This window comes from Nonomuraea sp. NPDC050733, from assembly GCF_040654215.1.
In the GTDB taxonomy this organism is placed as follows: domain Bacteria; phylum Actinomycetota; class Actinomycetes; order Streptosporangiales; family Streptosporangiaceae; genus Nonomuraea.
Map to the genome: position 1 here is coordinate 42,919 of NZ_JBFAHO010000047.1, position 15,217 is coordinate 58,135.

Annotated in this window: 12 protein-coding genes; 7 read left to right on the forward strand and 5 right to left on the reverse strand. The window is 72.9% G+C overall.

Annotated elements, in window-relative coordinates; translation table 11 throughout:
* Together lnt and AB0H64_RS39460 are read right to left on the reverse strand one after the other, a co-directional pair.
* Nucleotides 1–1,893 (reverse strand): apolipoprotein N-acyltransferase, encoded by a 1,893-nt coding sequence (gene lnt, locus AB0H64_RS39455; RefSeq protein WP_357635458.1) that lies wholly within the window; start codon nucleotides 1,891–1,893, stop codon nucleotides 1–3.
* Nucleotides 1,894–2,538: 645 nt separating this feature from the next.
* On the reverse strand, nucleotides 2,539–4,734 hold the full coding sequence (locus AB0H64_RS39460) for an ATP-binding domain-containing protein (RefSeq protein WP_357635490.1): 2,196 nt from the start codon (nucleotides 4,732–4,734) through the stop codon (nucleotides 2,539–2,541).
* Nucleotides 4,735–5,060: 326 nt separating this feature from the next.
* Here AB0H64_RS39460 and AB0H64_RS39465 point away from each other — a divergent pair, with 326 nt between their 5' ends.
* The 7 genes from AB0H64_RS39465 to AB0H64_RS39495 all read left to right on the forward strand — a co-directional run bounded on the left by AB0H64_RS39465 (nucleotide 5,061) and on the right by AB0H64_RS39495 (nucleotide 13,263).
* Nucleotides 5,061–6,299: an ROK family transcriptional regulator gene (locus AB0H64_RS39465; RefSeq protein ID WP_357635461.1), complete on the forward strand. Its 1,239-nt coding sequence runs from the start codon at nucleotides 5,061–5,063 to the stop codon at nucleotides 6,297–6,299.
* 45 nt (nucleotides 6,300–6,344) lie between these two features.
* Nucleotides 6,345–7,688: an ABC transporter substrate-binding protein gene (locus AB0H64_RS39470; RefSeq protein WP_357635464.1), complete on the forward strand. Its 1,344-nt coding sequence runs from the start codon at nucleotides 6,345–6,347 to the stop codon at nucleotides 7,686–7,688.
* Nucleotides 7,689–7,690: 2 nt separating this feature from the next.
* Nucleotides 7,691–8,644 (forward strand): sugar ABC transporter permease, encoded by a 954-nt coding sequence (locus AB0H64_RS39475; RefSeq protein WP_357635467.1) that lies wholly within the window; start codon nucleotides 7,691–7,693, stop codon nucleotides 8,642–8,644.
* Nucleotides 8,641–9,537, forward strand: a complete 897-nt coding sequence (locus AB0H64_RS39480; protein ID WP_357635470.1) for a carbohydrate ABC transporter permease — start codon at nucleotides 8,641–8,643, stop codon at nucleotides 9,535–9,537. Before AB0H64_RS39475 ends, AB0H64_RS39480 begins: the two co-directional genes overlap by 4 nt.
* Complete coding sequence (locus AB0H64_RS39485) at nucleotides 9,534–10,802, forward strand: 6-phospho-beta-glucosidase (RefSeq protein WP_357635473.1); 1,269 nt, start codon at nucleotides 9,534–9,536, stop codon at nucleotides 10,800–10,802. The genes AB0H64_RS39480 and AB0H64_RS39485 overlap by 4 nt, the downstream gene beginning before the upstream one ends.
* Nucleotides 10,799–11,842, forward strand: coding sequence for a BadF/BadG/BcrA/BcrD ATPase family protein (locus AB0H64_RS39490; RefSeq protein ID WP_357635477.1), 1,044 nt, complete (start codon nucleotides 10,799–10,801; stop codon nucleotides 11,840–11,842). Before AB0H64_RS39485 ends, AB0H64_RS39490 begins: the two co-directional genes overlap by 4 nt.
* Before the next feature lie 68 nt (nucleotides 11,843–11,910).
* Nucleotides 11,911–13,263 (forward strand): serine hydrolase domain-containing protein, encoded by a 1,353-nt coding sequence (locus AB0H64_RS39495; protein WP_357635479.1) that lies wholly within the window; start codon nucleotides 11,911–11,913, stop codon nucleotides 13,261–13,263.
* A gap of 6 nt (nucleotides 13,264–13,269) precedes the next feature.
* On the opposite strand, the gene AB0H64_RS39500 is transcribed toward AB0H64_RS39495, so the two are convergent.
* The 3 genes from AB0H64_RS39500 to AB0H64_RS39510 all read right to left on the reverse strand — a co-directional run bounded on the left by AB0H64_RS39500 (nucleotide 13,270) and on the right by AB0H64_RS39510 (nucleotide 14,952).
* Complete coding sequence (locus tag AB0H64_RS39500) at nucleotides 13,270–13,752, reverse strand: Lrp/AsnC family transcriptional regulator (protein WP_357635482.1); 483 nt, start codon at nucleotides 13,750–13,752, stop codon at nucleotides 13,270–13,272.
* Nucleotides 13,753–13,775: 23 nt separating this feature from the next.
* The gene (locus tag AB0H64_RS39505) at nucleotides 13,776–14,369 is read right to left on the reverse strand and encodes an ATP/GTP-binding protein (protein WP_357635484.1); all 594 of its coding nucleotides are present in this window, start codon (nucleotides 14,367–14,369) and stop codon (nucleotides 13,776–13,778) included.
* Between the two features lie 304 nt (nucleotides 14,370–14,673).
* Entirely contained in the window at nucleotides 14,674–14,952 is a 279-nt protein-coding gene (locus AB0H64_RS39510; RefSeq protein WP_357635487.1) for a hypothetical protein, read from the reverse strand.
* Nucleotides 14,953–15,217: the final 265 nt, after the last annotated feature.

Below are 15,217 nucleotides of genomic sequence, written 5' to 3' on the forward strand. Positions count from 1 at the left end.
TCAGCCTCTCCCCGTCCGGTCGCCTTGCCGCCTGCCGCGCCACACGGCCACGCCGGCGGCCGCCACGCCCATCAGCGCCAGCGCCCACTCGGGCAGCGCGCCGACCCGGGTGGCGATCGTCTCCTGGGTGCGCACGGGCACCCTCACCACGGTCATGTCCGCGACGAGCTCGCGGGTCCGCCACGAGACCTTACCGTCAGGCGTGACGTACGCGGAGATCCCCGTGGTGGCGGCCGTGACGACCGCCCGGTTGTGCTCCACCGCCCGGATCTGGGACATGGCGAGCTGCTGCGGCGGCAGGTTGGACAGGGCGTAGGTGGCGTTGTTGGTCTGCACCACGATCGGGCTCGCCCCGGTGCGCACGGTGCCGCGGACGGTGCCGTCGTAGGCCACCTCGTAGCAGTTGACCGCGCCGATCGTCACGGGCCCCATCTTCAGGTCGCCCGGCTTGGCGCCCGCCACGGACTGCCGGCCGACCAGGCTCGCCCGCTCCCACAGCGCGAGCACGATGTCCTTGAACGGGGTGTACTCCCCGAAGGGCACCAGGTGTTGCTTGTCGTAGTAGGCGCCGGGCCCGGTGACCGGGTCCCACACGAGGCTGCGGGTGGCGCGGCGGTCGTCGCCGATCGCGACGACCGCGCCGACCAGGGTGGGCACGCCGACGGCCTTGACGGAGGCGTCGATGGTCTCGCGGGCGAACGTGTCACGGTACGGGTCGATGTCGGTGGAGTTCTCCGGCAGGACGACCAGGTCGGGGCGGGGCAGCGTGCCCGCTTCCACCGCGGCGGCCAGGCGCTCGGTCTCGGCGGAGTGGTTCTTCAGCACGACGGCCGGCTCGTCGCCCAGGGCGTACATGCCGCGGCCGGGCACGTTGCCCTGCACGATGCCGATGTTGACCGTGCGGCCCTCGTCGCCGGGGCGCGGGACGGCGAAGGTGAGCGCGGGCACCGCCACGGCGAGCAGGACGGGCGCCAGCCGCCGGGCCGCGCCGGCCGCGCCGCGCACCCGCCCGCCGGCACCCGCGAGACGAGCTCCCGCGAGACGAGCTCCCGCGAGACGAGCTCCCGCGAGACGAACTCCCCCGAGATGGGCGGGGGACGGGACCCGGGCGAGCGGCAGGAAGGCGAGCAGGGCGTGGGCGAGCAGGGCGCCGGACAGGGTGACGGCGAACGACACGAGCGGGGCGCCGCCGAGCGCCGCGTACTCGGTGTAGAGCGACTCACCCTGGCTGAAGGCCAGGCGAGCCCACGGGAAGCCGCCGATGGGCACCAGGCCCCGGGCCCACTCCATGGCCACCCACAGCCCGGCGAACCACAGCGGCCACAGCCGCAGCCGGAACACCGGCGAGGCCAGGGCCGCCATCGCGGCGTAGAAGAGGCTCTCGACGGCCACCAGCATGACCCACACGTCGTCGCCGATGGTCCGCACCCAGGCGAGGGCGGGCACCAGGAAGACGACGGCGGCCAGGTAGCCGAGCCAGGCGGCGCGGCGGGGGCGGGTGCCGTACAGGGAGGCGACGACGAGGGCGATGCCGAGCGGCGCGGCGGGCCACCAGCCGAGCGGCGGGAAGGCCAGGAACAGCAGCGCCCCGCCGGCCGCGGCGGCGATCGCCCGGGCCGACACCAGAAGCGCCGGCTCACGGCCCTTCAGGCCACCCGCCGCAGCGCCCTCAGCGGCCTTCGCCGCAGCGCTCTCGGGGGCCTTCGCCGCGGTACCCCCGGCGGCCTTCACGACGCTCTGCGCGGCCTGCGCGGCGCCCTCCGGCTGTGGAGGGCCTTCGCCGTCGGCGGGCGGGCGTGAGAGCCCTTCGGGGGCCGGGGCCGGGGCCGTGGCGGCGGGGCGGAGGCGTGCGGACTCGCCGCCGGTGGGCGGTAGGCCCGTCCTGTCCTGCACCACTGCGCCTGCTCCCCTTCCCCCGCGGGAGGTCCCCCGCGGAGCCGCCCGTGTGCCCGCGGGCGAAAACGCGTTCCTGCCGAAACGGTACCGCTCCCGGGCGGCCCTGCGGTCGCGAGGCGCGACCTCCTCCGAGAATAGGGGTCCCGGGCAGGGGGAACGTCCCGGGGACACCCCAGGCACGGCGACGGGCGGGCGGGGGGCGGATCGCGGTGGTGAGGCTGGGAGCGGCTGGGTGATCCCCGGTCAGACGGAGCCGTGGGACCACCCGGCGCTGATGGCGATCCTGCGCACGAGAGCGGGAAGAGGGCCCGGAAACCCTTCGGACCGGACCCGTCTCGTCGGCGGCGAGCGCGGAATTCCGTTGTCTACTGGGCTACCGGGCCCGTCCCGGGTCCAACCCCCCGCCCGGCTGGGGTGCCCCGACTCGACGGACCGACGGCCCTGCACCTGGCTGTGTGGACGGAGTCACGCTCCGTCACGGACGCAGGATCCGACGATGTCAGAGACGGCCAACCGGCCAAGTCCCGTGCTGGACTGCGCAGCAAACTACCGACTCCACCTCAGATGTCAACCGTGTCCCGATCAGCGGGAACATCAAGTTTTCGCAGGTAGGACATGCTTGGCCTGCCGCCCCCAACCACCCTAAAGACCGTTTGTCGGTAGATGTCCCCTGGGTGGGAGGCCGGTCAGCGGCTCCGGCAGCGGGTCCCCGTGGACGACCCCGAGCCGCCGCGTGGCGCGGGTCAGGGCGACGTACAGGTCGTTCATCCCACGCGGCGACTGGGAGACGATCCGGCCGGGCTCGGCCACGATCACCGCGTCGAACTCCAGGCCCTTGGCCTCGGCGACGCCCATGACCGCCACGGGGGCGTCGAGGGCCGCCGCTCCCCCGCTCCGCCCGGACCCGGGCGGCACCACCACGGTGCCGTCCACGACCCGGGAGACCGCCTCCCCGAGCTCGTCGAGCAGCGCGTCCGGCGCCACGACGGCGACCTTGCCGCCCTCGCCGGCCTCCGCCTTGACCAGCTCGGGCAGCGCCGTCAGCGGCTCCGCCCACGGCCGCGCCCCGGTCTCCCGCACCGAGGCGGGCGGCTCCAGCGACGGGTCGATGGCGGCGAGCACGCGGGCGGCGACCGCCATGAGCTCCACGGGGGTGCGGTAGTTGACGGTGAGCCGCTCCTGCCGCCACCGCCCCGCCACGTACGGGTCGAGCATCTCGCCCCAGGCACGGGCGCCGGCCGCGGAGCCGGTCTGCGCCACATCGCCGACGATGGTCATCGAGCGGGTGGGGACGCGCCGCATGACGGCCCGCCAGGCCATCGGCGACAGCTCCTGCGCCTCGTCCACGATGACGTGGCCGTAGGCCCAGGTGCGGTCGGCGGCGGCGCGCTCGGCGGTGGTGAGGTATGGGCCCTGGCCGCGCTGCCGCTCGGCGAGCCGTTCGGCCTCCATGACGTCGGACAGGCCGGTCAGCTCCAGCACCTCGCGCGCGTAGGCCAGCTCGGCCTCGCGCTCGTGCTCCTCCGCCTGGCGGGCCGCGGCCAGCTCCTCCTCGGCCTGGAGCGCGGTGGCGCGCAGCACCTGCTCGTCGATCTCGCCGAGCAGCTCGGCGGCCTCGTCCAGCAGCGGCACGTCCGACTCGGTCCAGGGCGCGCCGGCGTCGCGGCGCAGCAGCGCCCGCTCGGCGGGGGTGAGCGACGCGCCGGCGTGCCCGAGCCGCTCCGGGGAGCCGTACAGGCCGAGCAGCAGGCGCTGCGGGGTGAGGTACGGCCAGAGCCGGTTGAGCGCGGACTTGACCGCGGGCTCGGTGCGCAGCTCCTCACGCAGGTCGGCCAGCTCGTCCTCCTCGATGAGGCCCCGGCCGAGCTTGCGGGCGGCCTGCCGGGCCAGGGCGTTGAGCAGCGAGCGGACGAAGACGGTGCGGGCCTGGTTGTGGGGGCGGCGCGAGCGGGTGGCCTTGTTGCGCGCCGCCTCCAGCATGGCCCGGTCGATCGTGAGGGTGTGGCGGCCGAGGTCCAGCTCGACCGGCTTGCGCGGCACCCGCTGCCGGTCGCGCACGGCGCGCGCGACGACGTCGGCCATCCGCGCGTCGCCCTTGAGCGCGGCGACCTCGGGCCGGTCGCGGGCGGTGGCGGTCAGGCCGGGGTAGAGCTCGCCGACAGTGGACAGCAGCACGTCGTTCTCGCCCAGGGAGGGCAGGACCTGCTCGATGTAGCGCAGGAACGTCGGGTTGGGGCCGAGGACGAGGACGCCCCGGCGCTCCAGCCGCTCGCGGTGGGTGTAGAGGAGGTAGGCGGCGCGGTGCAGGGCGACGACGGTCTTGCCGGTCCCGGGACCGCCCTGCACGACGAGGACGCCGTTGAGGTCGGAGCGGATGACGCGGTCCTGCTCGGCCTGGATGGTGGCGACGATGTCGCGCATGCGGCCGGTGCGCTGCTCGTCGAGGGCGGCCAGCAGCGCGGCCTCGCCGTTGAGCGTGGCGCGGTCGTCGTCGCTGAGCGCGTCGAGGTCGAGCAGGTCGTCGTCGACGCCGACCACGACGCGACCCCGGGTCTGCAGGTGCCGGCGGCGGGTGACGCCCATGGGCGCGGCCGGCGTGGCGCGGTAGAACGGCTGGGCGACGGGGGCGCGCCAGTCGATGAGCAGGCGCTCCTGCTCGTCGTCGGTCATGCCGAGCTTGCCGATGTAGAGGCGGCCCTCCTCGGTGTGGTCGAGGCGGCCGAAGACCAGGCCCCGCTCGACCGCCCACAGCCGGGCCAGCCTGGAGGCGTACATCTCGGCGAAGGTGTCGCGTTCGGAGCGGTTCTGCATCGTTCCCACGGCACCCGTGGCCAGCACCTCCTTCAACTGGCGCTGGGTGCGGTCGCGCAGCGTGTCGAGCCGCTCGTAGAGGCGGGCGACGTACTCCTGCTCCCTGGCGAGCTCCGTTTGACGAGTTGTCGCCAGACCATTATTGTTGTTAATGGGACACTCCGGGCCATTCTGCTTGTTGTTACGACAAACGACGACACTAGCACGCCTGTTGAGGCACTCCCATCCTTCCGCGTCATCCCCTCGCTCAGGTACGGTCACGGCTTGGTTTCGGCTCTTGACCACGGCCCCACCGACTCCTTACGTTCGCATCAAGTTAGGAAAGTTTCCTAACTCCGCGTGAAGGAGCACATGTGAGCGGACCGGTGCCCGGGACCCCGAGCCTGCTGCGGGCGATCAACGACCGCGCCGCCCTGCTGGCCCTGCTGGACCGCGGGCCGCTCACCCGCCCCGAGATCGGCACCCTGACCGGGCTGTCCAAGCCGACCGCCTCCCAGCTCCTGGCCCGCCTCCAGGAGGCCGGCCTGGTGGTGCTGGACGGCGTACGGGAGGGCCTGCCCGGCCGTACGGCGGAGCTCTACCGGATCAACCCGGCGGCCGCCTACGTCGGCGCGCTGGACGTCACCCCGGACCGGATCGAGGCCCGCGTGGCCGACATCACCGGCGACGTCGTCGGCGAGCACACGCTGCCCACGCCGCGCCGCCCCGGCGGGGAGCTGGTCGAGCGGCTCAACGCCGCGCTGGAGGGCGCTTGCCCGCCGGACCGGCTGCGCCAGGTCGTGATCGGTGTGCAGGCGGCCCTCGACCCGTCCACCGGCGGCCTGGGGTACGCCACGGCCAAGGACATGCCGGGCTGGCAGATCCCCGGCCTGGTGCCGGCGCTGTCGCAGGGGCTCGGCGTGCCCGTCGCCGTGGAGAACAACGTCAACCTCGCCGCCCTGGCCGAGCAGGCGCACGGCGCCGCGCGGGGCCACTCCGACTTCGTGCTGCTGTGGGCCGACGAGGGCATCGGCGCGGCCGTGGTGCTCGGCGGGCGGATGCACCGGGGCGCCACGGGCGGCGCGGGCGAGGTCGGCTACATGCCCGCCCCCGGCGCGCCGACGGCCCGCGAGGCCGGGCGCTACGCCAACCACGGCTACCAGGCGCTCACCGGCGGCCCCGCCGTACTGCGGCTGCTGCGCTCGTACGGCGTGCGCGGCGCCGACTTCCGGCAGGCCGTCGCCAACGCGGTGCACACCGTGGAGAGCGCCACGGAGAGCACCGGGGAGGCGGCGGCCCGGCGGGCGGAGGACGCGCGGGCCGGGCTGCGTGACATCGCCGCCCGCCTCGCGGTGGGCCTGGCCGCGATCACCTCCGTCATCGACCCCGGGCTGATCGTGCTCACCGGCGGCATGGTGCTGGCCGGCGGCGAGACGCTGCGCGAGCTGGTCGAGCACGAGCTGCACGCCCTCACCATCCCCCGGCCGCGGCTGCGGCTGTCGTCCGTCGAGGGCAACCCGGTCCTGGCCGGCGCCCTCGACCTCGCCCTCGACATGGCCCGTGACGAGGTCTTCGGCTCCACGGTGACCGCGTCCGGCGGCGCACCGCGATAGCGGCGGCCGCATCCACCGTCCCCTCACGATCAGGAGGCACCCCCCGTGCGCTTCTCCCCCCTGGTGGTCGCCGGGCTCACGGCCCTGGCGCTGACCGCCTGCACCGCGGGCAAGGAGGCGGCCCCGTCGCTCGGCGCCCGTCCCCGGCCCTCGGGATCGGCCTCGCAGGCCCTCCCGGCGGCCACGCTCACCCTGTGGCACGGCTTCTCCACCGGCCCCGAGGTCAAGGCGTTCGAGGACGCCATCGCCGGGTTCAACAAGAAGTTCCCCCAGATCACCGTCAAGACCGTCAAGAACGTCCAGGACGACCAGATCACGCAGGCCATCCGGGGCGGCAAGGCCCCCGACGTGGCTGCCTCGTTCACCACCGACAACGTCGCCCAATGGTGCCGCTCGGGATCGTTCCAGGACCTGACGCCCGTCATCGAGCAGGACGGCATCGACCTGACCGTGCTGCCCGAGGTGGCGCGGGCCTACACCGAGTTCGCCGGGAAGCGGTGCACGATGCCCCTGCTCGCCGACGCCTACGGCCTCTACTACAACAAGGCCCTGATGAAGGGCAGCGCGCCGCCCAAGACCCTGTCGGAGCTGACCGCGCTGGCCAAGAAGCTCACGGTCCGCGACGCGAACGGCGACATCAAGGTGGCCGGTTTCATCCCGAGCTTCCAGTACTACGAGAACACCCCCGCGCACCTGGGCCCGATGGTCGGCGCCAAGTGGCTCAACGAGGACGGCACCTCGGCCATCGGCTCCGACCCGGCGTGGAAGGAGCTGCTGCGCTGGCAGAAGGAGCTCGTCGACTGGTACGGCTACGACAAGCTGGAGAAGTTCCGCAAGGGCCTGGGCGACGAGTGGGGCGCCGAGCACCCCTTCTCCACCGGCAAGGTGGCCATGGTCGTCGACGGCGAGTGGCGCAACGCGATGATCGCCAACGATCCCAAGGCCAGGGCCATGGACTACGGCACCGCCCCGGTGCCGGTCGCCGACGCCAAGCCCGACCTGTACGGCGGCGGCTTCACCGCGGGCACCGTGATCGGCGTGCCGAAGGGCGCCCAGCACCCGCAGCAGGCGTGGGAGCTGGTCAAGTACCTGACGACCGACACCGACTCGCTGGTGACGCTGTCCAACGCGCTGCGCAACGTGCCGACGACCAAGGCCGCCATGGAGTCGCCGAAGCTGGCCAAGGACGCCAACTTCCAGACGTTCCTCGACATCTTCGCCCACCCGAAGACCTCGACGCTGCCGAGCGCCGTCAACAGCGTCTTCAACCAGGAGGCGTTCGCCACGTTCCTCACCAGGTGGGAGAAGGGCGCGGTGCCCGACCTGGACGCCGGGCTGAAGGCCGTGGACAAGCAGATCGACGACAAGCTGAAGCTGTCGGGGAGCTGAGCGTGGCGTCCCTCACCTCTCCGGCCACCCCACCGGGGCCGGCCCCCTGGCGGCGCCGCGAGGGCCTGCGCGCGCTCGTGTGGCTGTCGCCGTGGCTGGCCGGCGTGTCGATCTTCTTCGTGTACCCGCTGCTGGCGACGGCGTACTTCTCCTTCCAGCACTACGACCTGTTCACGCTGGAGTGGGCCGGGCTGGACAACTACCGCTACCTGCTGCGCGACCCCCGGGTGCTGACCTCGGCCCGGAACACGCTGTGGCTGGTGGCCGTGATGGTGCCCGTGCAGACGCTGTTCTCGCTGGGGCTGGCGCAGCTCGTGGTCCGGCTCAAGGCCGGCATCGGGATCTTCCGCACCATCTTCTACCTGCCGTCACTGGTGCCGGTGGCCGCCGGGACGATCACGTTCGTGTTCCTCATGAACCCTTCGACCGGACCGTGGAACCAGTTCCTCGCCCTGTTCGGGATCGCCGGGCCCGACTGGTTCGGCGACCCCGCCTGGGCGAAGCCGAGCCTCACGCTGCTGTCGGTGTGGGGGTGCGGCCAGATCGCGGTGATCTTCATGGCGGCGCTGCTGGACGTGCCCAGGCACCTGTACGAGGCGGCCGCGATCGACGGGGCGGGCCCGTGGCGGCAGTTCCGCAGCGTGACGCTGCCGTCGATCGCGCCGGTGCTCATGTTCTCGGTGGTGACGGGCGTCATCTACGCCGTCCAGTACTTCGCGCAGGCGATGATCGCCTCCCGGGTGGCGTCGGGCGCCACCGACTCGCCGGGCAGCACGTTCACGCCCGGCTATCCCGACGAGTCGCTGCTGACGCTGCCACAATGGCTGTTCCAGGCCGGCTTCCGCGACTACCAGATGGGATACGCCTGCGTGCTGGCGCTGGTCCTGTTCGCCACGTCGATGGTGTTCACGCTGATCCTGCTGTGGCAGTTCCGGCGGACGGAGGGAGCCGCGTGAGCGCCGCCGTCACCGTCCCGCCCCGTCCCGCCGCCGCGCCCCGCTCGCGCAAGGCCGCGAACGGGGCCCGCCGGAGGCGCACGCTGCTCTGGATCGCCCAGCACGCGCTGGCGATCGTGCTCGCGCTGATGTTCCTGGCGCCGGTGGTCTTCCTCGCGCTGACCGCCGTCATGACCGACGAGCAGGCGCTGACCAGTGACCTGTGGCCCCGGTCGTGGAACTGGGACAACTTCGCGATCGTGTTCGCCAAGTCGCAGCTGCTGCGCTGGACGCTCAACACGCTGCTCTACGCCGGCCTGGGCACGCTGTTCACGGTCGTGTCGTCCGTGCCCGTCGCCTACGCGCTGGCCCGCTTCCGCTTCCGGGGGCGGCAGGCGGCGTTCCTGCTGGTGATCGTCGCGATGATGCTGCCGCCGCAGGTCGTCGCGGTGCCGCTCTACCTGGTGTGGGCCCGGCTCGGGCTGACGGACACCCTGTGGCCGCTCATCCTGCCGATGCTGCTGGGCGACGCGTTCTCCATCTTCCTGCTGCGCCAGTTCCTCGTGACGATCCCGCGCGAGTACACCGACGCTGCCAGGGTCGACGGCTGCTCCGACCTGCGCACGCTGCTCAGGGTCATCCTGCCGATGGCCCGCACGGCCGTCGCCGCCGTCGCGCTGTTCCAGTTCTTCTACTGCTGGAACGACTACTACGGGCCCCTGCTGTACGCGGGCGTCGAGCAGCAGGGCTGGACCCTGTCGCTGGGCCTGGCCACCTTCAAGGCGTTCCACAGCGTGCAGTGGAACCTCACCATGGCCGCCACCCTCCTGGTGACGGCGCCGATCATCATCGTGTTCTTCTTCGCCCAGAGGGTCTTCATCGAGGGCGTGACGCTGACGGGAGTCAAGGGTTGAAACTCGCCGTGATCGGGGGCGGCTCGACGTACACGCCGGAGCTGATCGACGGGTTCGCGCGGCTGCGCGACGTGCTGCCCATCACCGAGATCGCGCTCATCGACCCCGATGAGAGGCGGCTGGAGCTGGTGTCGGGGGTGTCGCGGCGGATGCTGGCCCACGCCGGGCACCCGGCGCGGGTGCTCGCCACCTCCTCGGTGGAGGAGGGCGTCGCGGGGGCGAGCGCCGTGCTCTTCCAGCTCCGGGTCGGCGGCCAGGCCGCCCGCGAGGTGGACGAGACGCTGCCGCTGCGCTGCGGCTGCGTCGGCCAGGAGACGACCGGCGCGGGCGGCCTGGCCAAGGCGCTGCGCACGGTCCCGCTCGTCCTGGACATCGCCGGGAAGGTGCGCGAGCACGCGCCGGGGGCGTGGATCGTCGACTTCACCAACCCCGTCGGCATCGTCACCCGGGCGCTGCTCGACGCCGGGCACCGGGCCATCGGCCTGTGCAACGTGGCGATCGGCCTCCAGCGGCGCGCCGCCGCGACGCTCGGCGTGCCGCCGTCGCGCATCACGCTCGACCACGTCGGGCTCAACCACCTCACCTGGCTGCGCGGCGTCCACCTCGACGGGGCCGACGTGCTGCCGTCGCTGATCGAGGGCCACGCCGAGGAGATCGCCGCTGGGGCGGGGCTGCGGCCGGAGCTGATCCGGCGGCTGGGCGCCGTCCCGTCGTACTACCTGCGCTACTACTACGCGCACGACGAGGTGGTGGCGGAGCAGCGGACCGCGCCGCCACGCGCGGCGGAGGTCGCCGCCGTGGAGGCGCGGCTGCTGGAGCTGTACGCCGACCCGTCGGTGGTCACCAAGCCGGAGGAGCTGGCCAAGCGCGGCGGCGCCTTCTACTCGGAGGCGGCCGTGGACCTGCTCACCGCCCTCCTCGGCGGCCGGGACGACGGGCCCGCCCAGATTGTTAACGTTCGCAACGGCGGGACGCTGCCGTTCCTGCCCGAGGAGGCGGTCATCGAGGTGCCCGCGGCCGTGACCGCCGCCGGGGCCGTGCCGCTGCCGGTGCGGCCCGTGGAGCCGCTGTACGCGGGGCTGATCGCGCACGTGTCGGCGTACGAGACGCTGGCGCTGGAGGCGGCGCTGCACGGCGGGGCGGACCGGGTGCGCGACGCCCTGCTCGCCCATCCGCTGGTGGGGCAGGACGCGATCGCCGAGGAGCTGACCGGGCTGCTGCTCGAGGCCAACCGCGCCCACCTGCCGTGGACGGTGGGGCGGTGACCCGCCGCAGGCTTCTCCTGGCCGTCGACGGCGGCAACAGCAAGACCGACGTGGCGGTGGTGGCGGAGGACGGCGAGGTGCTGGCGACGGCGCGCTCGGGGCCGTTCGTGCCGCACAGCGCCGGGGTGGCGGCGGCCGTCGACGAGATAGAACGGGCCGTCCGGCGGGCGGTGGCGCAACTGCCGCCCGCTCCGGGTGGGCCGGGCGTCGCGTCCGGCGATCTGTTCGACCATGTGGCGGCCTACCTGGCGGGCGCGGACCTGCCGGTGGAGGAGGAGGCGCTGGCCCGCGAGCTCGCCGCCCGCGGGTTCGGGCCGGACGTCGTGGTGCGCAACGACACGTTCGCGCTGCTGCGGGCCGGGACGTCGGCGCCGTGGGGCGTGGCGGTGGTGTGCGGCGCCGGCATCAACGCGGTCGGCGTCTCCCCCACCGGCGAGGTGGCGCGCTTCCCGGCGCTCGGCCGGATCAGCGGCGACTGGGGCGGCGGCCTGGGCCTGGGAGAGGAGGCGCTGTGGCACGCCGTCCGCGCGGAGGACGGCCGCGGCCCGGCGACGGCGCTGGTGGAGGTGGTCCGGGACGGGTTCGGCGCGCGCACGGTCGGTGAGCTGGTGCTGGAGATCCACTTCGGCCGGGTGGACGCGGCCCGGCTGCACGAGCTGGCCCCCGGGGTCCTGGCCGCCGCCTCGGCCGGCGACGCCGTGGCCACGGCGCTGGTGGAGCGGCAGGCCGAGGAGGTGGTGGTGATGGCGGAGGTGTGCCTGCGCCGTCTCGGCATGCTGGAGACGCCGGCGGAGGTGGTGCTGGGCGGCGGGGTCCTGCGGGCGCGCGACCCGCTGCTGACGGCGCTGCTCGACGGGGGGTTCGCGGCGAGGACACCGCACGCCAAGGCCGTCGTCTCCGGGGTGCCGCCGATCGTGGGCGCGGCCCTGAACGGTCTGGAGCGTCTCGGCGCGCCGGAGGCCGCCCGGTTTCGCCTGCGCGCCCACTACGAGCCCCGGGGCGTCTCTGAGCGCCTCGCGGGTGTCATCGGCCCGGCATGACCCGTGTCATGCGGAACCGATGACACAGCGGACTGCCCCGGCCGGGCCGGGACAATCATGATGACGGCATGACTTCTCCCTCATCTCCCCTTCGATCTCCTCGGCGGGCCGGATCCCTCCGGCGGGTCAGCGGCGCCACAGGGGCGCGCCGCGCCGGGCGGGCGATCCTCTCCGCGGTCGTGGGCACGCTGCTCGCCACAGCCGCGCTGACGGCCCCCGCCCCCGCCTCGGCGGGCACGACCGCCTCGCCCGAAGGTCTCGACCGGGCGGCGTTACGGCGGACCCTCGACGCCGTCCACGAGGCCGGGATGTACGGCCTGTACTCGGAGGCGGCCGACGGAGGCCGGACGTGGCGGGGCGCCTCGGGCGTCGCCGACATGGTCACCCGCCGCCCCGCGCTTCCCGGCATGCGCCACCGGGTGGGCAGCATCACCAAGTCGTTCACCTCGGTGGCGATCCTCCAGCAGGTCGAGCGGGGCGCCGTCGAGCTGGACGCGCCGGTGGACCGCTACCTGCCGGGCCTCGTCCCGGGCGAGCGAGGCACGAAGATCACCGTGCGGATGCTGCTCAACCACACCAGCCACATCGGCGACTACATCGTCGGCGCGTTCCCCTCGCTGGCGCAGGGGTCACCTGCGAGTCTCGACGACAACCGGTTCCGCCGGTTCACGCCCCAGGAGCTCGTCGGTCTCGGCCTGGCCGCCCGGCCGACCGGCGAGCCGGGGGCCCTGCCGGGCTCCTACTCCAACACCAACTACGTCATCGCCGGTCTGCTGCTGGAGAAGGTGACCGGCGTCGACGCCGAGCGGTACATCACCCGGAACGTGATCCGCCGCGCGGGGCTGCGCGACACCTCCTTCCCGGCCACGCCGCGGCTCCCGTGGCCGTCCTCCAAGGCGTACGAGTCCCTGTACGGGCTGATCGACCCGCCGCGCGACTACAGCACGTACGACATGTCGTGGGCGAGCACCGCGGGGGCGCTGGTGTCGACCATGGACGACCTCAACCGCTTCTACCGGGCGCTGCTGGGCGGCGAGCTGATCGGCGCCGGGGCGCTCGCGGAGATGCGGACGACCGTGCCGGTGCTGGCGGGCGGCGGGCGCATCGACTACGGGCTCGGCCTGTACGCCCTGGACCTGCCGTGCGGGCGCTTCTGGGGGCACGACGGGGGCGTCTTCGGCATGGCGACCCAGTCGCTGATCCGCGAGGACGGCGCCCGCCGGCTCTCGTTCGGCGTGAACCGCACGAAGTACCAGCGGGTCAACGACGACGGCACGCTGGAGCCGAGCCCCATCGACTACGCGCTCGCCGAGCACATCATCGTGGCCTTGTGCGGACAGACCTCCGGTGCCGAGACGGCGAAGGCGGCGCGGGCGCCGTTCCTGCCGTTCGCGGTGGACCGGGCGACGGTCAGGCCCTGACCCTCCTCAGGCCGGCGAGTGGTCCGCGGGCCCGGAGGCGGCCTCCGGGGCGATCTCCGGGGCCCGGTGCTCGTACGGCGTACTGAGGACGACCGTGGTGCGGGTGGAGACGTTGGCGGCGGCGCGGATCTGCTGGAGCAGGTCCTCCAGCGCCACCGGCGAGGCCACCCGCACCTTGAGGATGTAGCTCTCGTCGCCCGCCACGCTGTGGCACGCCTCGATGGCGGTCAGATGCGCGAGCCGGTCGGGCGCGTCGTCGGGGGCGGCGGGGTCGATCGGCTTGATCGACACGAACGCGGTCAGCGGCAGGCCCACGGCGTCGTGGTCGATGACGGCGGTGTAGCCGCGCAGGACGCCGCGCTTCTCCAGGCGGCGCACCCGCTGGTGCACGGCGGAGACCGAGAGCCCGGTCTCCCTGGCCAGGTCGGTGAAGCTCATCCGGCCGTCGCTGGCCAGGAGCGTGACGATCCGGCGGTCGATCTCCTCCATCGGTCAAAAATAGCCCGTCGAGGTCACGACATGGTCCCGACCGGGGTGGCGCCCCGGCGCATGGCGTGCTCGACGAGCGTGATGAGCACCTCGCGGCCGGAGTCCCGGCGGCGGGCGTCGCACAGCACGACGGGGATGTCCGGCTCCAGGTTGAGGGCCTTGCGGACCTCGCCGATCGTGAACGTCCGCGCCCCGTCGAAGCAGTTGAGCGCCACGACGAACGGCGTGTCGCGCTGCTCGAAGTAGTCGATGGCGGGGAAGCAGTCAGCCAGGCGGCGCGTGTCGGCGAGCACGACGGCCCCCAGCGCCCCCATGTTGAGGTCGTCCCAGACGAACCAGAACCGCTCCTGCCCGGGGGTGCCGAACAGGTACAGCATGTAGTCGCCGCTGATCGTGATGCGGCCGAAGTCGAAGGCGACGGTGGTGGTCGGCTTGCCCTCGATGCCGGCCAGGTCGTCGATGTGCTGGCCGATCTGGGTGAGGATCTCCTCGGTGCGCAGCGGCCGGGTCTCGGACACGGCGGTCACCATCGTGGTCTTGCCCGCGCCGAAGCCGCCCGCGATCAAGATCTTGATCGCGGTGGGCAGCCGCCACCGATCAGAACGACCGAAATCCATCGAGCACCGCCTGTACATCCCTTCGCGGGCAAGGCCCTCGCCATGCCGCGCGCGCACAAATCCGCCCTTGGGGAGCCTTGGTCAGCGGATGCCTGCAAGGCGTGAGAAGAGGTCGATCTACATGCCTGGCACCGGTCACCCTAGCAACGCCTCATATTGCACTCAAGTCACCAACCGCCTCAGAGATCAATATGTCATACCTTGGCGCGGCTGTCGTTACTGACGGGCGACCGGGATCGGTCAGGAAGGATGTCACGCCTTTCCGGCCCACCCGTTAGGCACAGCTTGCGGGAGGGCGCCGGAATCAGAACACGAAACAGCGGGAGAAGGCGGCGAAAACCGCCACAAAGGCGACGGCGAAGGCGATCGCGGCCACACCGAGAAGGACCACGATCGACATCACCACACCAGATCCGATGCGGAGGACGAGAGCCGCACCGAGAAGGGCCACCCCCGCGACGTACCCCGTCACCAGCAGCGGGAAGACCCCGGAGCTGCCGCACCAGCCGACATAGATTCCCAGCGCCAGGGCGACCTGGCCGCAGCCCAGCAGAGCCAGGAGCATCGGCGTCCGTCGTCCCATCGGAACTCCCCCTCCCCGAGCCGTCGGACGGATGAGCGAGGATTGGGTTCACGTCAGATCGATTCCGCATGCGTACGGAACTCTGGAAGGAGTCTGCCCCGTCCGGCCCCGGCCGACCATGGCTGATCGGCCACCCGGCTGTTCGACGATCTCGGCTGAGTGACGGGTTCAGGCCGCGTTGCGGCGGTACCAGTCGAGGGTCGTGGCGACGCCCTCGGCGTGCGGGGTGAGCTTGACCGGGCCGAACGCCTTGCGGAAGGCCGAG